This window comes from Kitasatospora sp. NPDC093679 (assembly GCF_040683455.1).
GTDB lineage: Bacteria > Actinomycetota > Actinomycetes > Streptomycetales > Streptomycetaceae > Kitasatospora > Kitasatospora arboriphila.
Genome location: NZ_JBFBDW010000013.1, coordinates 69778 through 89485, shown reverse-complemented (window position 1 = coordinate 89485; position 19708 = coordinate 69778). Strand labels below are relative to the sequence as shown.

Annotated in this window: 15 protein-coding genes and 3 pseudogenes; 9 read left to right on the top strand and 9 right to left on the bottom strand. The window is 71.8% G+C overall.

Translation table 11 applies throughout. From position 1 onward, the window contains the following. Positions 1–3518: WD40 repeat domain-containing protein (locus tag AB0O09_RS14125; protein WP_363541887.1), on the bottom strand; the 3518-nt coding region annotated here is incomplete at its 3' end. Between the two features lie 214 nt (positions 3519–3732). Beyond that, on the bottom strand, positions 3733–4602 hold the full coding sequence (locus AB0O09_RS14120; RefSeq protein ID WP_363541886.1) for a hypothetical protein: 870 nt from the start codon (positions 4600–4602) through the stop codon (positions 3733–3735). Positions 4603–5020: 418 nt separating this feature from the next. Here AB0O09_RS14120 and AB0O09_RS14115 point away from each other — a divergent pair, with 418 nt between their 5' ends. Together AB0O09_RS14115 and AB0O09_RS14110 are read left to right on the top strand one after the other, a co-directional pair. Beyond that, on the top strand, positions 5021–5461 hold the full coding sequence (locus AB0O09_RS14115) for a hypothetical protein (RefSeq protein WP_363541885.1): 441 nt from the start codon (positions 5021–5023) through the stop codon (positions 5459–5461). A 9-nt stretch (positions 5462–5470) separates the two neighbouring features. After that, a pseudogene (locus tag AB0O09_RS14110) lies at positions 5471–6112 on the top strand (zeta toxin family protein); the annotation flags it as partial. Positions 6113–6128: 16 nt separating this feature from the next. Here AB0O09_RS14110 and AB0O09_RS14105 read toward each other — a convergent pair. Then, positions 6129–7046, bottom strand: a complete 918-nt coding sequence (locus AB0O09_RS14105; protein WP_363541883.1) for a hypothetical protein — start codon at positions 7044–7046, stop codon at positions 6129–6131. A gap of 269 nt (positions 7047–7315) precedes the next feature. Here AB0O09_RS14105 and AB0O09_RS14100 point away from each other — a divergent pair. Next, positions 7316–7533 (top strand): annotated as a pseudogene (locus AB0O09_RS14100) (transposase); the annotation flags it as partial. Between the two features lie 74 nt (positions 7534–7607). On the opposite strand, the gene AB0O09_RS14095 reads toward AB0O09_RS14100, so the two are convergent. Beyond that, positions 7608–7898 carry a hypothetical protein gene (locus AB0O09_RS14095; protein WP_363541882.1) on the bottom strand — a complete coding sequence of 97 codons (291 nt, stop codon included), beginning with the start codon at positions 7896–7898 and terminating at the stop codon, positions 7608–7610. Between the two features lie 130 nt (positions 7899–8028). Here AB0O09_RS14095 and AB0O09_RS14090 point away from each other — a divergent pair, with 130 nt between their 5' ends. Together AB0O09_RS14090 and AB0O09_RS14085 are read left to right on the top strand one after the other, a co-directional pair. Then, positions 8029–10758, top strand: coding sequence for an ATP/GTP-binding protein (locus tag AB0O09_RS14090; RefSeq protein ID WP_363541881.1), 2730 nt, complete (start codon positions 8029–8031; stop codon positions 10756–10758). A gap of 19 nt (positions 10759–10777) precedes the next feature. Then, positions 10778–10999: a hypothetical protein gene (locus tag AB0O09_RS14085; RefSeq protein WP_363541880.1), complete on the top strand. Its 222-nt coding sequence runs from the start codon at positions 10778–10780 to the stop codon at positions 10997–10999. Between the two features lie 188 nt (positions 11000–11187). On the opposite strand, the gene AB0O09_RS14080 is transcribed toward AB0O09_RS14085, so the two are convergent. Further along, positions 11188–11955, bottom strand: coding sequence for a DUF3800 domain-containing protein (locus AB0O09_RS14080; RefSeq protein ID WP_363541879.1), 768 nt, complete (start codon positions 11953–11955; stop codon positions 11188–11190). A gap of 420 nt (positions 11956–12375) precedes the next feature. Beyond that, the gene (locus tag AB0O09_RS14075; protein ID WP_363541878.1) at positions 12376–13812 is read right to left on the bottom strand and encodes a WD40 repeat domain-containing protein; all 1437 of its coding nucleotides are present in this window, start codon (positions 13810–13812) and stop codon (positions 12376–12378) included. A gap of 178 nt (positions 13813–13990) precedes the next feature. Between AB0O09_RS14075 and AB0O09_RS14070 the strand changes: the two genes are divergently transcribed. The 4 genes from AB0O09_RS14070 (at position 13991) to AB0O09_RS14055 (ending at position 16082) form a co-directional block, all read left to right on the top strand. Beyond that, a complete protein-coding gene (locus AB0O09_RS14070) occupies positions 13991–14212 on the top strand; it encodes a hypothetical protein (RefSeq protein WP_363541877.1) in 222 nt (73 codons plus the stop codon). 165 nt (positions 14213–14377) lie between these two features. Continuing rightward, the gene (locus tag AB0O09_RS14065; RefSeq protein WP_363541876.1) at positions 14378–14683 is read left to right on the top strand and encodes a hypothetical protein; all 306 of its coding nucleotides are present in this window, start codon (positions 14378–14380) and stop codon (positions 14681–14683) included. Beyond that, complete coding sequence (locus tag AB0O09_RS14060; RefSeq protein ID WP_363541875.1) at positions 14680–14985, top strand: DUF6225 family protein; 306 nt, start codon at positions 14680–14682, stop codon at positions 14983–14985. Before AB0O09_RS14065 ends, AB0O09_RS14060 begins: the two co-directional genes overlap by 4 nt. Then, a complete protein-coding gene (locus AB0O09_RS14055) occupies positions 14982–16082 on the top strand; it encodes a tyrosine-type recombinase/integrase (RefSeq protein WP_363541874.1) in 1101 nt (366 codons plus the stop codon). Before AB0O09_RS14060 ends, AB0O09_RS14055 begins: the two co-directional genes overlap by 4 nt. Positions 16083–16220: 138 nt before the next feature. Here the strand turns inward: AB0O09_RS14055 and AB0O09_RS14050 are convergent, their stop codons facing one another. The 3 genes and pseudogenes from AB0O09_RS14050 to AB0O09_RS14040 form a co-directional block, all read right to left on the bottom strand. Beyond that, positions 16221–16442 (bottom strand): hypothetical protein, encoded by a 222-nt coding sequence (locus AB0O09_RS14050; protein WP_363541873.1) that lies wholly within the window; start codon positions 16440–16442, stop codon positions 16221–16223. A 105-nt stretch (positions 16443–16547) separates the two neighbouring features. Further along, entirely contained in the window at positions 16548–17378 is an 831-nt protein-coding gene (locus tag AB0O09_RS14045) for a hypothetical protein (protein WP_363541872.1), read from the bottom strand. A gap of 348 nt (positions 17379–17726) precedes the next feature. Further along, positions 17727–19706: pseudogene (locus AB0O09_RS14040) on the bottom strand (AAA family ATPase); the annotation flags it as partial. Positions 19707–19708 lie beyond the last annotated feature (2 nt).

Sequence of the window (19708 nt, the reverse complement as noted above, 5' to 3'; positions counted from 1 at the left end):
TGGCGCCGTCCGGTGATGAGGTTCCAGACGATGATGGTCCGGTCCTCGCTGGTGGTGACGGCGAGTGGGCCGTCTGGCCCGGCCACCACCGCCACCGCCCTCACCGCGTCGGTGTGGCCTTCGAGGGTGTGCAGGCGCCGTCCGGTGGCGGGGTTCCAGACGATGGCGGTTCGGTCCTCGCTGGTGGTGACGGCGAGTGGGCCGTCTGGCCCGGCCACCACCGCCACCCCAGTCACTAGGCCGCGATGGCCTTCGAGGGTGTGCAGGCGCCGTCCGGTGATGAGGTTCCAGACGATGATGGTCCGGTCCTCGCTGGTGGTGACGGCGAGTGGGCCGTCTGGCCCGGCCACCACCGCCACCCCAGTCACTGCACCGGCGTGGCCGGTCAGAGTGTGCAGACGCCGGCCAGTGACGAGGTTCCAGACGACGGGGGTGTCATCCCAGCCGGTGGTGACGGCAAGTGGGCCTTCCGGCCCGGCCACTACCACCGCCCCAGTCACGTAATTGTTGTGGCCAGTCAGAGCCTGCAGGCGCCGTCCGGTGATGAGGTTCCAAACGATGGCGGTCCGGTCCCAGCCGGTGGTGACAGCGAGCGGACCATCCGGCCCGGCCACCACCGCCACCGTCCTCACATGGTCGGTGTGGCCTTCGAGGGTGTGCAGGCCCCGTCCGGTGATGAGGTCCCAGACGATGGCGGTCCGGTCCCAGCCGGTGGTGACAGCGAGCGGACCATCCGGCCCGGCCACCACCGCCACTGTCCTCACATGGTCGGTGTGGCCTTCGAGGGTGTGCAGGCGCCGTCCGGTGATGAGGTCCCAGACGACGGCGGTCCCGTGCACGCTGGTCGTGACAGCGAGCGGACCATCCGGCCCGGCCACCACCGCCGCCCCAGTCACTAGGCCGCGATGGCCTTCGAGGGTGTGCAGGCGCCGACCAGAAATGAGGTTCCAAACGACAGGGGTGTCATCCCAGCCGGTGGTGACGGCGAGCGGACCATCCGGCCCGGCCACCACCGCCACCCCAGTCACTAGGCCGCGATGGCTGGCAAGGGTGTGCAGGCGGGCAGGGTGGGTGCGCCGGGTGGCCCAACGTGGGGTCAGTGGGGTGGCGGGGATGCTGGGTGGGGTGCTGCTGATGCTGCGGACCAGGTCCGTTTGCTGCCAGCTGGAGGCGTCGAGGGCGAGGAGATCTCGGCGGGCTTCGAGGCGGTGTCGGCGCGGGTCGTGGGTGGTGGTGGTGCGGTAGATGTGCGCGTTCAGACGGGCCTGCTCGCTGTTTGCTCGCAGCAGGTGGGGGACGAGGTGGTCGGGGTCGGCATGGACTAGGAACCCGGGGTCGGTGAGGAGCTGGTCGAGGGCTTGGCCGCCCGCGGCTGCGGCGTGGTCGGCGGTGTGGCGGAGCAGGTAGGCGTGGGCGTGTTGCCAGTCGGGGGTTTCTGCTGCCGTGGTGGGGATGGTGGCGGTCAGGGTGTGGTGGAGGGTTGCGGGGTCGGTGCGGGGTTGGGTGTGGTCGATGAGGGCTTGGTGGAAGTAGCGGTAGAGGAGGCGGTGGTCGGTGTCGGGGGTGGTGCGCAGGTAGAAGGCGGCTTTGGTGAGGGCGCGGCGGGTGTCGGCGAGCTGGGGGGTTGGCCTGCCGGGGGCGGGGGGCTGGTGGGCTAGGGCGGCGGCGTGGATGAGGTCGAGGGGCATGCCTTGGCCGCGGGCATGACCGAGGACGGTGAGGACGGGCCTCATCCAGGGTTCGGTGGCGGCGAGGGTGTCGAGGTGGAGGTCGAAGACTTCGGTGACGCTGCAGGGTGGTGGGGGCAGCGGGTGCTGGGGTGGGGTGGTGTTGAGGTGGTCGGCGTAGAGGTAGGCGACCAGGAAGGCTCCGTGGTCGTTGTAGGTGGCGAGCCGTTCGGCGATGCGGCGGGTCTCCTGGGGTGGGTGGCGGCGGGGGAGGACCTTGCTCAGGTAGATGGTGAGGTCGTCGGCGAGGGTGCGGCGATCGTCCTCGGTGGCGGGGTCGAGGTTGAGGAGCACGTCCGGGTGTTCGGTCAGGTACTCGTGCAGGGCGGGCAGGGTGTCCCACCACCGTCTGGTGCCGATGAGGACGCGGCAGCCGGCCGTGTCGCTGCCGGGATTGGTGGCGGTGAGCGGCAGGAGGAGTTCTTCGAGGACGGCGGCGGGGTTGTCGGCCTCGTCGAGGGCGTCCAGGATCACCACGGTGTCGTGGGCTTCCTGCAGTTCCCGTAGCAGGCCTGCCGTGGTTGCCTGCTCGGGAGCGTCTAGCCGTGCCGATGGGTGGGGTCCAGGGTGGCTGGGATCGGGGTTGTGCTGCCGGTGGAGCTGGTGGTGCAGGGAGTTGGTGATCTGCTGGAGGGTGAGCTGGCGGGCGTGGACGGCCAGCACGGTGGCGGGCTGGCGAGGGCGGAAGTCGGGGACGATGCGGGCGACGCGGTCGCCGAACTCGTCGAGTTCGGGGTGGAGCAGGCAGGTCGTGATACCGAGGAGGGCTGACTTTCCGCTGCCGGGGCCGCCGGTGACCACCAGCGCCCGGTTCGACCGCCCGTCGGTTTCATCGGCCCAGGCCTGGATCCGTCGGAGCTGTGAAGTGCGGCCGGAGAAGAGGATGTCGGTGGCGGTGGGCTGGCCCGCGGCCCGGGTTGCGAAGTGCAGTGGGTCCAGGCCGGGTGAGCAGGCGAGGGCGAATTCGCGTAGCCGCGGGTTCATGCCGGACACCAGGCCGGTGTGGGGGCCCGGGCGGTGGGCGGGGTTGCGGAAGAACGGCTGGGGCTGGGGGTCGGCGTGCACGTGGGGGGTGTGCACGAGGTTCTGGCCCGGGCGGTGGGCGGAGCGGTCGGTGGCGGCGAGGTGGCGGTCAATGGCCCGGGCGAGGGTCGCCACCGGCACGTATTCCTGGTCCGGGCTGATGTCGAGGTCGCCCTCGGTGAGGCGGTGCAGGATCTCGGTGGTGGCGGCGGTGAAACGCGCACCGTAGGTGATGGCGTCGGCGGTGCAGGCACCGATGACCCACACGTTGCGCTGTCCGTCCTGTGGGTGGCGGGTGGCAAGGTCGGCGAGCTGCTGCTGCACGACGGCCTGCCCGGCCCCGCACACATCGAGCAGGAACAGCACCTGCCGACCGCTGTTCCTGGCGGTGCGCAGGAGGGTCTCGACGCTGAGACAGGTGTCGTCAAGCAGGTCGTCGCGGGCTTCGCCGCCAGCAGCGGCCAGGTACAGTGCGCCACCGTCGGTGGGCTGGGCGCCGTGGCCTGCGAAGTGCACGACGAGTGGCTCACCATGACCGGCATGCCTGCGCAGTTCGTCCCAGGCACGGGTGAACTCGGCCTTGGTGCAGTCCAACAGCGGGTCCCCGCCCGTGATGGCACCGGCCCGATCCATTGCGAAGGCCAGTTCCTGCACTGCCTTCCGGATGACCGGCAGCGGTTCGAACGCGGTGACGCCGTCGGCTTGGTCGTCCTCGCTCACGTACGGCTCGGGGAAATCCCCAGTTCCCGCCACCAGCACCCTGACCATTGGGCCTCCTTCTTACTTCCCGCCGCTGGCCGGCCCCTCGCCGACCCAGCCCGGCCGAAGACCGGCACCCAGCCCACTGGCGGCGCAGGCCACAGAACCCCGGCCCTGGGGAAGGGCAAGAACCACCTTCCCCCGCCCCAGAAACGGGCCCGAACCGTGCTTCCGAGCGGGCGGAAGCGACCCCGCGGGCGGCCCGCCTGTTCCTGATTACCTGTCAGGAAATGTACGGTGCGACAGCCGCCGCCAGCAGGCCGTTGGCGAGATACCCACCGATCCCGTGGAAGCCCAGGCCGTTGTCGCAGGTCTTGTCTACATCGACCGGGAACACCTTGGCGAGCTTAGGCGGCACGGCCACCACATCACCGGCGTCCGCGATGTTGACCCACTGCTTCACCCCGGCCGGCCGGGCGCCCCGGCCCGAGCGCAGAGCCGGGTCTAGGCGGCGGGCCAGCGACGGGACGCGCAGCGGTGAGCCGACCGTCACCAGCAGCTCCACCTGCAGGTCGATGTGGGCGTGCAGGGTCTCGTAGGTGACGTAGGAGCCGAGCGAGTGCGCGATCACCACGGCCGGAGCCTCCCGCCGAATCACCTCGGCGACCCGCTCACGCACCAGGTTCCGTCGCTGCGGCCAGGTGGTGTAGGCCTCCACTTCGCGCAGGTTCGCCACGATCGCACGCTCCAGGCGGCGGATCGTCTGCTCCCGCGCTGTGCCCGACAGGCCGCCACCTCGCTGGTCGACCAGCCAGCCGAGCATCTGCCGCAGCGGTGCCAGCGCCACGTTCTGGGGATCAGCCGGTTGCACGGCCCCGGCAGCGGCCAGCCATTCGGCCGCCGCCGCACGCTCCGCCGCACTGAGGCCGTCGAAGCTCGTGTCGTCACCGGCGGACTGGGCCTGGTCCGGAAGATCCGGGCGCAGCAGGTCCGCATAGTAGGCCATCACCATCTCCGGTGCCTCGACCGACAGCCGGTGCAGGCTCTCGACCAGTCGCGGCCGGCAATCAGCCACCCGACGCGCCGCGGCCTGCTCCGGCGACGCGCCACGGACGTGATTGAAGATCCCGTGCACCAGCACGATCGGCGCCATAGCCCACCCCACTCAGGTCATCACTCTTGGGCCCGATTCTCCGGGCCATCCCCGCCTCCGGACCTACCCATCCCATGCGCCTCACCACACCACCCGGCAGCTCGGGTGGCAGGCGAGTTGCGGTCAAGCCCGCGGTGGCGGTGCCTGGTGGGGCGGCGGCATGTGCAGAGCCCCTCATCGGTGCAACCGCCGGGAGGTGTCGGTGTGTGGGCAGGGCGGCTCGGCTCTGGACTGCATGTGCCGTCCGGCCGGATAGCGTCGGTGACGGCGCGGAATTCGGGGCTCGAGTGGTCGAACTCGTATACGACGCCTGCATCGAGGCGAGCGATCCGGCCGCCCGGCGATGCCAACTGATTTGACTCCCACTTCGAATCTGGGAATTCTTGGAGTCGCTGAAGTTGAAGACGAAGGGGGCGTAGTGGTTCGCAACTCCCGCACCATCGAGATCGACGACGACGTGTTCGCCTACCTGCAGCGGCACAGCGAGCCGCTGGTGGACACGCCGAACGATGTTCTGCGTCGGTTGCTGCTCGACGGCGTCAACCCCGCTGCGGACGAGCAGGCCGGTGATCGGCGCGGTACGGGGGCGCTGATGCCGTTCATCGAGCGCGGCTGGCTGGCACCGGAGGCGCAGCTGCACCACACCAAGAAGCGGGCCGGGGCGACGTTCTACGCGAGCGTCACCGCGGACGGCTGGATCCGCATCGCCGATGGTCGGGTCTTCGCTCTCCCCTCCCCGGCGCTGAAGGCACAGGTGGGGACCGAGATCAATGGTTGGGGCCAGTACGTGGTCACCGAGACCGGCGAGACCCTTCAGGAGCTGCGTGCCCGGCTGCAGCTGGAGGAGGCCACCGACTGATCGGGAGCGGTGAGTGCGGGTCGAGTCGGCCGGTGGGGAGCGCTGGGAGGCGTGGTGGGTGAGGGGGAGACGGTGGCGGAGGTGCTCTCCGATGCCGAGAGTGCCGATGTCCTGGACCGGGTGATCCTTCCGGTCTGGACAGGTGGCGCCGTTTCGCAGGAGAAGCCGGTGGTGCTGCTGGTGGCCGGTCCGCCCGGGAGCGGGAAGTCCACCCTCGGTGACCTGCTGCTGCCCGTTCTCGGTCTGCGCGGCGGCGCGGTGCGCGTCGGCGCCGACCTGTACAAGGCCGTCCACCAGGACTACGAGCGGCTGATGTCGCAGGACGTGCGCACGGCCGGGACCACGGTGCGCACCGATACCCGTCGGTGGCAGGCAGCGGTGGAGGAGCACGTCCGGTCCCGTCGTCTGGACGCGCTGGTGGAGACCGCGTTCGCCGATGCGGACGAGGCGCGGGCCCAGGTGCTGGCGTACCAGGCGGTCGGGTACCGGGTCGAGGTGGTGGCGGTGGCGTGCGCGCTGGCGTGGAGCCAGCTCGGAATCCTGGACCGCTACCTCGGTGAGAGCGAGGGGGCCGGGCGGTACGTGTCGTGGTCCAACCACGACGAGTGCGCCCGGCAGCTCGGCCGCACCCTGGAGGTCCTGGAGGCCGAGCGCCTGGTCGACCGGATCACCGTGGTGCGGCGCGGCACCGAGCTCCTGTACAGCAACGAGCTCGTCGTCCCTGCTGTTCGTCGAGGGTCTGCATGGTCGGCTGGGCCTCGCCGACGACCGCCCGGTGCCCGGGCAGCGTGAACCCGCTCGCGCGGTGGCGCGCGTGCTCGCCGAGCGAGCGGGCGGCCAGGTCCTGGTCGCCGCCGAAGCGGGCGACATCGCCCGGGGTGAGGCGCTCGGCCTCCAGGCCGCGGTCCAGGCAGCGGTAGCCGGGCAGCAGGTCGTGGACGCCGGGCAGGGTCGCCGCCATCGCCTGCACCCGCCGCAGCAGCCACGTCGGCTTGGCCCCGGTGTTCAGGAGGTTGAGCGCGAGGACGGACTTCACCGAGCCGAGGAACGGCGTTCCGACCGTGATCACCGCCCGGGTATCGGCGGCAAGTTCCGGGTCCTGCTCCAATGCGGCCCGCACCACCAGTCCGCCCATCGAGTGCGCCACGAACAGCAGACGCGGCTGCCGCACCCCCGCCGCCACCCACTCGGGGCGGGCGGCAACCCGCTCCCGCCACCGCTCCAGGTGGGCACGGGCCGTACGGGCCAGCAGCGCGCCGTTATAGGAGACCGCGATCCGCCAGTCGTAGGGGAACGGCGCCACCGCCTCCGGCGCCAGCGTGACCCGCCGCAGAGCCGTAACCGCATCGCTGTAGGGGTCGAGGCCTTCGAGGACGGGCAGCCACCACGGCCTGGCCAGCAGACCGGTCGCCCGGACGCGGGTCAGCGGCGCCCGCCGGGCTGTGCCAGCGTCTGCGGCCTGCTCCTGGGCGTCCGCTCGCAGGGCTCCGAACAGGCCCTCGCCCATCGACGAATTGGTCAACATCCCAAGATCGGCACCCCACAGCGGGCGGCCCGTGACGGTGTCCTCAAGGACGCTGCCCATGATGCCCGGCACCACCACGCACGCATTCCGGGTCCGGTCCTCGAATACCGGCGGCACCCCCGCCCACGGCACGCCGAGCCCCGTCCCGTCAGCCCCCACCATCCCCATGCCGTCCGACGATAGAGGAGCCCACCCTCCCGGGTACGGGCTTCACCGAAGAAGCGTGCCGCCCGACGCCCTGCGTCGTGGCGGTCTCCCTTCGGCTTGCCGCACGGGGAACGGGCCCCGAAGCACCGGACGGCACGGCCGGGCGAAGGGCTGGCAGCGCGGTGGAATGCAGGAGTGATCTGACCGATGTCCAGTGGGCGCGGTCGAGCCACTGCTGCCGGTGAGCAGCGGTCGGTGTGGGCGGTGGCGGGATCACCGGCAGGTGGTGAACGAGGTGCTGCACCGGATCCGCACAGATATTCCGTGGCGGGATCTCCTCGAGCGGTACGGGCCGTGGAACACGGTGCATGAGGGGTATTGGCGCTGGTCGGCGGACGGTCCTGGCAGGTACTCCTGGAGCGGGTCCGTCCGTGAGCCAGGGCAGGTAGCGCCGAACTCCCGGCCGCGTGGTCGCTACGGTCGCATCAGCTCAGCCAGCAGCATGGTGTAGCGGGCGCCGATCTCCGTCTGCTCCTCGAGGTCGGCCGCTTGGAGGCGGATGCGGTCGGCGGTCGTGGCGTGCAGGGCCGCTGTCCAGTGGTCGATGCGCTCGGTGTCTGGGGCCGGCTTTGCGCGTTCGGCGCCGATCTGGGCCCGGTACCAGGCCGCCACCGCCTGCACGGCGTCCAGGGCCTGCGTGTCCTCGTGGCCGGACGTGGGCAGCCCGGAGTAGTCGGGGCTGTCGTGGGGCTGGGGGTCGGGCACGGGTCCACCTCGGGTCGGAACGATCAAGCCATTGTCCGCCCCGTCCCGGGCCGGCCACAACGCGGGGCCCTGCCGGGCGTGCCGCGAGGGCGTAGGTTGATGCCGGGTCAGATCGGCGGGAGGGGACGCGGTGGCGGGGGATCTGCGGGCACTGTTCGGCTCGAACGAGCGCGTAGGAACGGACGAGGCGTTCACCAACCGGCAGGGTCAGTGGCAGGCCGTCGCGGACGCGCTCGCCGGACACCTGGCCGCCCTGGCCGCGCCGGGCTTCGACGTCCAGGACCTGGAGGCGGCGCGGCGCAACGTGCTGGTCTTCCACGGCGTCGGAGGCATCGGCAAGAGCACCTTGTCGCGGAAGCTGGAGGCCGCGCTCGCCGACACGGCCCTGCGCCCCGCCCAGTGGGGCGAGCCCACCTGGCCCGCCTCGCCCCGGCTGCTGCCGGTGCGCATCGACCTCGCCCGCTCCGCTGGCGGCGACTTCGAGCGCCTGGTCCTCACGCTGCGCCTGGCCCTGGCCGGCCTAGACCGGGCCCTGCCCGCGTTCGACATCGCGCTCATCCGGTACTGGGAGCACAACCACCCGGGCGAGCCTCTGGAGGAGTACCTGCGCCGTACAGGGCTGGTGAGCCGCTTCGCCAGGGCCCTGCCCGGCCAGATGCAGTCCGCGCTGTCGGAGGCCGCACAGGCCCTCGCGCTGCCCGGCGCCGTCGGCTCGGCCGTCGGTCATGTCGCCGGCGCCGTCGTTCGGGCGGTGCGCGAGCGCCGCACCACGGCCCGGGCACTGGCCGGCTGCCCGCGGCTCGCCGACCTGCTCGAGGCGGAACCGGACCTGGACGCGCTCTCCTTCTACCCGCACCTGCTCGCCTACGAGATCGACCGGCTGCCGGCCAAGGACGCAGTCGTCCCGGTGGTCCTTCTCGACACCTTCGAGGACACCGGCGACCGCACCAACCGCGACCTGGAGCGCCTGATCCAGCGCGTGGTGTGGCTGATGCCGAACGCCCTGTTCGTCATCACCGGCCGCAGCCGCCTGCAGTGGGCCGACAGCGCCCTGCAGGGGCAGCTCGACTACACCGGGCCCGCCGCCTGGCCGCAGCTCGCCGCCCACATCCCCGCCGCCCGCACCGCCCCCGCTACCGCGCCGGCCAGCACCGGGCCCGGCGGCACTGCGCCCAGTACTGTGCCCGGTCCGGGGCCGGTGGCCGACCGGCAGATCCTGATCGGCGACTTCAGCCCCGAGGACTGCGACGACTACCTCGCCCGCCGCCTCACCACGAACGGCCGGCCCCTCATCGGCGACGACCTGCGCCAGGTCATCGCTGCCCGCTCCCACGGCCTACCGCTGTTCCTCGACCTCGCCGTCATGCGCTTCCTGGAAATCCGCCGCACCCGCACCCCCGAGCCGGCCGACTTCGACCACGACTTCCCCGCCCTCATCGCCCGCACCCTTCAAGACCTCACTCCCGACGAACGCCACGTGCTGCGCGCCGCCAGCCTCCTGGACGCCTTCGACGTCCCCCTCGCCACCACCGCCGCCGCCATGACCCACCAGGCCCCGGCGCTGCGCCTGATCGAGCGGCCCTTCGTCCGCGAGAATCCGCTCGCCCCGTGGCCGTACCACCTGCACGGCGTGGTGCGCTCCGCCGTGCGCCGGGCCGACGACCAGAGCGACGACCGCTGGTCCGACCAGGACTGGGCCAGCGCCGCGCTGCGGGCCTTCGACGCCCTCGGCCGGCAGTGGACCGGCACCCCGGCCGGTGGCCGGCGGCTGCTGGTCGCCTGCCTGCGCCAAGGCCTGGCGCTCGCCCGCGACCACCGCCTCGACCTCGGCTGGCTCACGGAGGCGGCCTGGACGTATGTGTCCGACTCTGTGTGGGAGCCCCTCGCCCCGGCTGCTACCGCGGACCCGCGTGGCGGGCAGGCGCCGGCCACGGCCGCCGACGCGCTGGTCGAGCTGCTCAGCGCGCTCGCCCGTCGGCAGCACGAGCACCGCTCCCGCACCGTCCAGCGTCTGTCGGCCGTCACCGCGGCCGGTCTGCTGCCCGAGGACCTGCAGCACATGGCCGTCTACTACCTCGCCAAGGCGCAGCGGGACCTCGGCCACCGCGCCGATTCCCGCCAAGGCATGCAGCTCGTCGCCGACGGCGGCGGCCGCCTCGCGCCCGCGGCCCGGCGCGGCCTGGTTCATCTCGCCCGTCTGGCCGGTGACTTCCCCGCCGCCCACGCCGCCGCGCAGGGCCTCGGGTGGAAGGGGCGGCAGCACCGTGTCGAGGGCGACATCCTGTGGCCCCACGGCGACATGGCGGCCGCCGCCGACGCCTACCTCACCGCCCGCACCCAGGCCGAACAGCACGGTGTCGCCGGAGAGCGTGCGACCGCCCAGGCCCAGCGTGCCTTCGTTCTCGCGTTCACCGGTCCCGAGGCTGCCGACGACGAGATCGACCTCGCCGAGCAGCTCCTGACCGGCCTCGACCTGCGCGCCACCGCCCTGACCGTCCGCACCGCGGCCATCATCCGCGACGCGGGCCTGGACGGCATCGACGACCGCATCCAGAGCCTGCGCACCGAGACCGCAGCTGCCGGCATCACCGCCGCGCAGGCTGCGCTCGAGCTCGCCGCCGCCTTCCACCACGCGGTCCGCCGCGACGATGCTGCCCACGCGGCCGCTCAGGCCCGCCTGCGCGACCTCGCCCGCGGCGGCGACTACGCCCACTACAGGGACATCGTGCACTTCATGGCCGGCCAGCACCCCGACACCCCGACGGCCGTCCGCTGGCTCGACGCAGAAGAGACCGTGCACACCAGGTGGCGGGCCCTGGTCACCACCCGGCAGGCCCACCTGCACACCGAAACCCGCTGAAAGAAGGATCCGAGGACCCATGACGTCACCGCGCAGCCGCAAGATCACCTACGGCGAACCCATCGGTTCCGTCGACCTGCCCGCCTTCGACGAGAACGGGGCACCCTACGAGGTGTGGCCCTGTACCGACTGCCTGCCCTGGCACTTCGAAGTCGTCCGGGCCGGCGACGGCGAGGTCATGGTCCGGGAGTGGCATGCCATGGAATGCGCACTGTTCCAGCAGCTCATCTCCGATCAGTGACCTCGCGGGGCCGGGCCCGCGGCCCCAATCCGAGAGAACGGTCACTGTCTGCGCAGCTTGCCATTGCTTGCTGTATCCGCGAACATATATGTGCAAGGTCCTATGCGCTCGATCGAGAACGCCCAAGGGATCTTGCACCTCGTAGGCCCCCGGTCCGTCCGGGGGTTTCTGCGTTCCCGGGCCAGTTCTCAGGAACCGCCGGGCGCGTCCCTCCACACGATCCCCTCGCCAGCGGGGTCGCCCAGCCACCGCGGCTTCAGGCGGCGGTAGGAACGCGACATCGGGCCGATCGGCTTCAGCCTCGGCCACAGCGTGGGATCGGAACAGGCCAGGTGATGGTAGGCCGCGTAGGCGACCATGTCAGCGGCCTGGATGAGCTGGCTGTGCGCGCTGTCCTGCATCACCGGGTCCTCCAGCACCCGGCGGGACGCCAGCGGCAGACCACGGTGCACGCCCCGGTACGGAGCCGCGTTGCGCACCGCATGCCGCCAGGCCTCGCTCGCAGCCTCCGCAGTCAGGCCGTCGGTGTCCGCCGGCCCCGGATTCCCGTCAAGGACCACCATCACGTGGGTGTCCTTCGCCGCAGCCCACTCCTCAAGGTGCTCGACGAAGCAGGTGTACACGTCCGGGAGAACACTGGTCCGGCAGGCCACCGTCGTGACCGTCACGTTCTCGCACCGAGCCAACCGCTTGAGCAGCATCTCGTGTGCAGCGATCCGGCTCGGCTTCTGGAACAGCTTGTCCTGCTCCTCCGTCACGCAGAACCGGCCCCGGCCCTTCACCAGCTTCACCGCATGCAGCTCGGTGCTCTTCGCCACGCCCCACTCGGCCTCGACTGCCCGCCGTCCCTCCAGCCAGCAGTGCATCACATCGCTCCACCCGGCGGCTGGCACCAGCAGACCGGTCAGGGTGCGAATGTTGTCCGAGCCCGAATCATCGACGTAGCACAAGTACACCGTCGGACTATAAGGCCAGGCCCGGTCACCCCATCAAATCGCTTGCTGCCCCAGCTCCCTGGTAGCCGATCGCCTGCTGGCGCTCCCACCCGGTCCTGGTTCCTCTCCGCGATCGGCTCGCTGGATTTTGGCCGCGCCTGAGCCCCTGCTGGAGGTAGGTGGAGAACACGTCGGCAAGGTCGGCGGTCGCAGTGAGCGGATACATGCCGGCAGAGCGCGCACCCCTCCTCATCGCGGTCTTCTTCGGCCTAATCGTCGGGGCCTGACCTTCCTCGGCCTCGGCCCGTGACCAGGCGCGGTGCTGGCCGCCTCCGGGGCGAGCCTCCCAGTGCTGCAGCACTAATCGTTGAGCCCTAAAGCAGCGGACTGAGGGAAGGATAATGATCATTCATTTCCTTCTCGGTCTGCTGCAGGCGATCGCTACGACGGCTCTGGGGCGGCGGGGAGGATCCACAGGCCCAGCCCCACCGAGTTGGCGGCGGCGAGCAGGCGGCCGCTGGGTGAGAAGGCCAGGGGGCTGCGGCGATTGACGAGGACGATGTGGACGATCTCGCGGGTCGTCGTGTCGAACATGATGAGGGTCTCGTCGGTGCTGGCGGCGAGGATCCGGCCGTCAGGGGAGAAGACCGCCCTCAGGCTGTACGAGGGTTCGGGACTGTGAAGGAAAAAGTCCGCGATCTGAGCAAGGGTGTTCAGGTCGTACAGTCGCACGGTGCGTGGCTTCTGATAGCTGACAGTCGCCGCCAGGGCGCTCGCCTCGGAGACGTTCGCCGCACCGAACGAGATGCTCTTGGTGGGGTTGTTGCCGGCGGACAGCTTGCCGGCCACCGCGCCCGTGACGGGGTCCCACAGGTGCAGGCCTACGCTGTGCCCGGTGGCCAGTAGGCCGTTGGAGGCGAACGCGAGCATGTCGATGTTGTCGTCCCCGGTGGTGATCTCGCAGACGAGGTCGCCGCTGGCGGCGTCCCGGATGTGCACGAGGCGGGCTTCGGCCTGGATGGCGAGCAGCCGGCCGTCGAGGGAGAATGCGCAGGGCCTGGCGGCGGCGTTGGGGATGCGGGGGATGTAGGTGGGGAACTGCCCGAGGGGCATGCCTGTGGCGGTGTCAAGGAGGCGGACGGATCCGTCGTTGCCTGCGGAGGCCAGGACGCCGCCCGCGGGGGAGAACCCGATCCAGATGGCGCCGTCGACATGCCCGGTCCGCAGCTGGCCTGCCGGTTCGAGGGTCGCCGTCTCCCACAGCCGCACCGAGCTGCCTCTCCGCGCGGCGGCGGCGAGGAGAGCGCCGTCGGGGGAGAACGCGATCGAGTTGATGATGCCGGTGTCTTCGACGGCCAGGTCCACGGAGACCAGGGCGCGTTGCTGCAGCGCGTTCAGTACGGCGCGCACGGGGACTCCCTGTTCCAGCAGAACGCTGCTGGGGGCTCCGACGCCGTCGGCCGCGCCGGTGGGCGCGGGGGAGTCGGTGGAGCCGGCCGGGACCGCCGAGGTGGGCTGGTCGACGGCCGGAGCGGCGAACGTGGAGGAGTTGCGCAGGGCGGACTGCCGGATCTTCAGCTCGGTCCAGCGGGAGCGCCACTCGGCGAGCCGCGGGTCGGTCCGGGCCGGCGGCCGATCCGCGCCGACGGTCAGCAAGATCCGCACCAGAGCCATCAGCGGGTCGACGCCGGGCAGGTACTTGCCGGTCAGGATCTCGCCGATCGCGGAGTTCGAGAGCGGCTGCTCCTTCGGCGCCAGCCTGCTGATCTTCGCGTAGGAGGGCCCGCCGCACTCGATCCTCAACCGCCGTAGGTCCTCCGCGAAGAGCGCCAACTGCTTGTCGAACCCGCCGTCCCCGCCCAGCCCGCCGTCACGCACCGCTTGACCCCCTCCGCCGGTGACTGCACGTCAAGGCCACCGTAGGGCCGGATGCCCGGACGGCACCGGTGTTTCCCGGACACTGCCGGACGTCCGGCACCGGCCGGGCCGAGACGGCTTTCTCCGGGATCCTCCGCCCTGTGTGCAGGACCGACACCCTGGAGGCTGTCCTGGAGACATGACCGAGAACACGAACACCGCCCCGGACCGTGTCTCCTCCACCGAGACCGCGCCGCTCCTGCCGGCGCGCACCGCCCTCGTTCTCCTCATCGCCGCTGTCATCGGGATCGTCGCCGGCGTGCTGACCTTCCTCGGCCACAGTCCGGTCGCCACCGCCGTGCTGTCCGGACTGACCGCCGCCGGGGCCAGCGTGCCGGTGCTGCACAAGCTGATCCGGTGAGCCCCCGGAACGGCCTCGGGAAAGGGAAGGATAAGGACCGTTATCCTTCCTTCTGGCCGATAGGGTCAGGACCATGACGAAGAAGCGGCCGGCCGCCGCCGACACTGCCCGCGACGCCGAGGCCGCGCGGGTCGACACCACGGACCTGACCCGGAAGGACGCCCCGTGACCGAGATCGACTTCGCGGTCGCCCGCGACCACTTCGAGCCGGGGTTGTTCACCTGGGCGGTGTCCGCCTCGATCGTCGACAGGCTGCTCGGCGACTGGGAGTCCGAGGGCCTGCTCACCCAGCGAGTCGAGGTCTCCGACCCGGTGATCGTCGAGGCGGCACGGGCCTTGCTCGCGCAGGCCGAGCGGGACCGCGGCGGCCCCACCTACGTGCGGATCAGCAATGAGGTACAGGGCAGGTTCGTCTGGGACCTGCCCGGGGTGCCACCCGAGGGCTTTGGACCCGAAAGGAACACCCGGTGACCGAGCGACCCGAGACGTACCACCACACCGCCGACGCTTGGACCGTCGGGCGGCTGCGCGAGGCCTTGGCCGGACTGCCCGCCGACATGCCCATCTCCCTGGCCGTGCCGGACGACGGCCGCCCCGCCCCGCTCGGCGACACCTTCGACGACGACTGGGTGATCACCGACACCGAGTTCCTCGTCAAGCAGTGGGGCGGCGAGCGCGGCGACGAGGTCGACCGGCACCTCACCCTGGTCGTGGACCGGCCCACCGGGGCCTGGGAGCTGCGCGAGGGCGAGCGGATGCCGGGCACGCGGTGAGCCGCCCCGTGCTGCGGACGGCGGGCACCATGGTGCCCGCCGTCCCGCTCGACCCCCGCGGCGACTGGCCCGAGGAGGCGCGGCTGCTGCGCGAAGACCTGGCCGCCGAGTGGGGCGAGGACGACCCGCTGCCCGACCTCGCCGGCGCCTGGATCGCCCACTACCACTCGCCGAACACCCGCCGCACCTACGCCCGGCACTTCCGGGTGTGGAGCCGGTACTGCGCCGAGCGCGGCCGCCACCCGCTGGCCGTCGAGGCCGCCCTGGCGGACGCCTTCGCCCGGCACCTGGAGACCGCGCCCACCCTGGTCCGGGTGAAGGGCGGCGCCTACGGGCAGATGGCACCGACCGGGAAGCCGTACTCGGACGCGGCCCGCGCGAACGTCCTCTCCGCCAACAGCTCCTTCTACCGCTACGCGGTGAAGACGAAGGCGCTGTCGGTCGGCGACCCGTTCGCCGACGTCCTGCGACCGCAGATCGACCCCGACCACTCCGCCACCGAGGGCCTGACCCCGCAGGAGAACCTCCGCCTGGTCGAGGCCGCCCGCGCCCGCTCGCCGCGCGCGTACGCCCTCGTGCTCTGCCTGTACGTGCTGTTCCTCCGCGTCGACAGCCTGCTCGCCGCCGACGTCGAGCACCTCGGCTACGACCGAGGCCACCACGTCCTGCGGATCCGGGTGAAGGGCGGGAAGTGGAAGAACAAGCCCGTGCCGCCGTTCGTCTGGCACGCCCTGCAGGACTACGTCGGCGACCGCACGACGGGCCCGCTGTTCGTCACCCGCACCGGCGCCCGGCTGCGCGAGCCAGAGGTGTGGAAGCTGCTGCGGCGCCTGGCCCGCCGGGCCGGACTGCCGCAGGCCGACTCGATCCACCCGCACGTCCTGCGCGGCGACGGCATCACCGACGCGCTCGCCGCCGGCGACAAGCTGGAGGACGTCCAGGACGGCGCCGACCACAAGGACCCGCGCACCACCCAGCGCTACAACCGGCGCCGCAACCGGCTGGAGCGCCACCCCGGGCACGGCCTGGCGGCCCGGCTCGCCGACCAGCTGGCCGACGCCGGCGGCGACCTGGTCGAATTCGCTGACCCGCGTTGAGACGCCGTGTTGTGCTTCACCGGCGGGGTGCAGCCCACCATCACGGGTACGGCCTGCTTATCGGCGCCCCGGCCAGGCGACGGGGCTACCCCTCCGGGCGGAAGAAGGGGACGGCCCTGGAGAGGCCGTCCCCCGATTTCAGGCGGACTTCTTGCGCATCTGCTGGCCCACCGCAGCCAGGCCCACAGCGACGCTTGCCCAGGTGCCGACAGTCTGGGTGGGGGCGGCCGGGAGGACCGCGGTCATCGGCAAGCCGACGACGATCACCACCACGGCCACCCAGGTGCAGCGCTTAGGCCAGGCCAGGGGGTGGGTAACCTGGCTAGGAGCAGCCTTACGCTGCCAGCTGTAAATACCCATTGAGATAACTCCTCCTAATTGAGCGATTCTTGATGGTTTGGCCGCGTTGCCCCTTCTTCGGTTGGCGCCTGGAGGGGCGGCGCGGCGTACTGCACTCCGAGGCCCTCACGGGCCCGGAGTCGTCGTGGGCGACGGCTCGACGTCCGTCACAGGAATGCCGAGCCCGCGGGGGGCGAACGGCTCCCACAAGGCGTAGACGGGCCGGGAGGCCCGTCCCGATCGGGTGGCCAGGGTGTCGTACCACTCGTCGTCGACGTGGACGAGGATGTTGTGCTTCAGGAGCTCGTTGATCCCCTTGCCGGCGGTGGCCTCGGACAGCCCGTACCAGTCCTTCACGCGCTCCTGCGGTAGGGCGAACCGCGGCTTCCTCAAACTCAGGGTGATCAGGAGTAGCGCCTTCGCCGGCAGGCTGAGCTTCTTGTACCAGCCCTTCTCCCAGTACTCGAAGGGCAGCTGGAAGTACGGGTCGCCGTCCCCCGGCGGCCGGTACGGGGCTCCGGATCCGTCTTCGAGGAGCTTGGTGACCACGGTCTTCCCCTGGCTGCCTCGCGCGGTGGAGATCAGCCGGAGGTCGCGGAGCACCTTCCAGGACCGGGAGACCGAGGTGGTCGCGGAGCCCTCGTCGTACAGCCCCACCGTGCGGCCCCAGGTGGTGGACCACTCGATGACCGAGAAGTCGCCGCCGCTGGTCACCGCGCCGACGAGCAGCAGCAGGTCCAGTGCCCGTTCCTGCTTCCGCCGGACCAGCTCGGCAAGTGGCCCGGGCTTGGTCTTCCCGGGCTTGCCCTGCTGGAGCAACGTCCGCCGATACGGAGCCGTCCGGGTCAGACGTCCGCTACGGTTGAGCAGCTTCATGACCGTCTCGTCCTGGGGTAGCGCGCCCGGCGACTTCCCCCCGGTCGGCGAAGCCGTTTCGCTCTCCTGCTGCATCGTCATGACCCCACCGTACCCGTCGGGGTGCCTGATTCTCGACGCTGAAAATCGTCAAGCGGGCAGTCGACTTGCCGGTTCACGAGGTGTCATACGAAGTCCTTATGACATCCATACGATGACAGCTAAGACGACAAGTAAGAATGCTGACTATGTATGGCGACTTGCCGGGCCGGGGACGTACGAGTCTCCCGGTGCCCGGGTGCGGCTGGCCGGGCTGTGATCATCCACTTGCTTTTGCTGGTCTGACCCGAGATCAGCCGGGCCACATCATGAGGGGCTGTCGGCACAACTGCGCCACGGGCCTCGGGACGCTGCCCGAGCAGACCAGCCACATAGCGGGCTGACGTCCGCTCAGCGGCCCAAACTTGGCCCGGACCGGCCCTGGGCTGGCGGCTCGTAGCGGCGGTTCTGCTCGGCGATCCGGCGGGCCTCGGCATCGCGGGCCTGCTGGGCCGCGAGCTCGGTGGCCGTGGCCAGCTGGTGGGCGGTCCGCCCGATGCTCTCGATCGCCGACCGCTGCGGGGAGAGCGCCGCGCGGGCGCGGGCCTCGGCGCGCAGGCCGTTCGCCCGGCGCTCCTGCTTCTCGGCGGTGGTGTGCTGGGTGTCGGCCTGGGTCTGCAGCCGCCTCGCCTCGTACTCGTCCTGCCGGGCGAGGTTGGCGGCGTAGGCGGGCAGGGCCGCGCGGTACGCGGTGAGGCGCTCGGTCAGCTCGTCGCCGTTCCCGGCCGGCCACCGTGGCAGCTTCAACTGGGTGGCGGCGGGTTCCATCACCCGGCGGGCCTCGGCGAGGGCCGGGTCCAGCAGTCGCCGGATCTCCCGCTGTCCCTCCTCGGCGGCGAGCCGCTGGGCCAGGGCCTGCGCGGCGGCCTGCTGCTGTTCGGCGCGGCTGGTGCCGTCCAGGCGCAGGGCCAGCCGCCCGCGCCGGGCCTGCTCGGCGGCCTCGGCCTGCGCGGCGCGCGCCGCGTTCTGGTCCGCGTACGCCTGCTGGAGCAGCTGCTCCAGCGCCTGGACGTGCTCGACGGCCTGGGCGGCGGCGTCCAGCCACGCGGCGACGGCGTCGGCCTGCTGCTGGCCGGGCGCGTCCGGGGTGCCGAGCACCCGGCGGGCGTCGTCCGCGCGGGCCTGCAGGTCCGCGGCGCGGGCGCGGGCGGTCTCGGCGGCCCGGTCGGCGTCCTCGGCCCCGGGCAGCAGCTCCTCGGTGGGCAGCTTGCCGAACCGGCGCTCGCGCCAGTTCGGGATGCGCGCTTCGCGGGCCCGGGAGAGCGCCGGGTAGAGGGAGTAGGCGTCGGCGCCCATGCCGTAGACCAGGGCGACGTCGGCGGTCAGGCCCTGGGCTGCGGCGATGGTCATCGCGTAGCCGTGGGAGAGCGCGCCGGCGGCGATCTGGTCGGGCGTGATCCATGCCTGCTGCAGGCGGTGGCCGTCCGGGCCGGAGCGGCGCCACTCGACCAGGGCGCGGCCGTGCTCGTCGAGCTCCCGGACGATGCCCCGGGAGCCGTTCAGCACGTCCGGCTGGGAGTCGTCGCGCCGGGAGCGGTAGTCGTTCTTGCGGACCCGGACCTGGTCCCCGGCCGCGAGCTCCAGCGTCCGGCCGCCGGCCTGCCGGTAGGTGCGGGCGCCGGTGAGCTCGCCGCGTTCTTGCAGCAGGCGGCGGGCGGCGGCGTTCAGCAGCTCGGTGTCGGCGTTGGTGGCGGCGAGGACGACGAGGCGCTCGGTGAGCTCGTGCGGGTCGGCCTCCCAGCGGCGGCGCTGGTCGAGCCAGGCGGTGAGCATCCCGGTGTGCGCCTGCTCGGCGGTGTCGACCGCGTGGACGTGGCCGGCTTCGGCCCACGCGGCGAGCGCGCTGGTGCGGGCCCCGTCGCGCCAGACCTCCAGCGCGGCCCGCTCGGCGGCGTCCTTCGGGCGGCGGTTCTCGGTGAGCACCGCGCCGTCGACCAGGGCGTGCGCGGCGGCGAATCCGCCGCCGACGCCGATCGCCCGCAGCTGCTGCGGGTCGCCGATCATCACGACCTTGGTGCCGGTGGTGCCTGCACGCCGCAGCAGCTCGGCGACCGCCCGGTCGTCGACCATCGCGCCCTCGTCGACGACCAGGACGTCGACCTGGTCGAGGCCGGGTCCGCCGTGGTCGGCCCGCAGCCACCCGGCGATGGTCGAGGACTCGATCCCGGCTTCGGTGGCGAGGTTCGCGGCGGCGACGGCGGCGGTGGCCGCGCCGCACACCCGCAGGCCCGCCGCCTCCCAGCCGACCCGGGCGGCCTCCATCAGCGTGGTCTTGCCCGCGCCGGCGACTCCGACGACGACGTCCAGGCCGTGACCGGCGGTCAGCAGCCGCT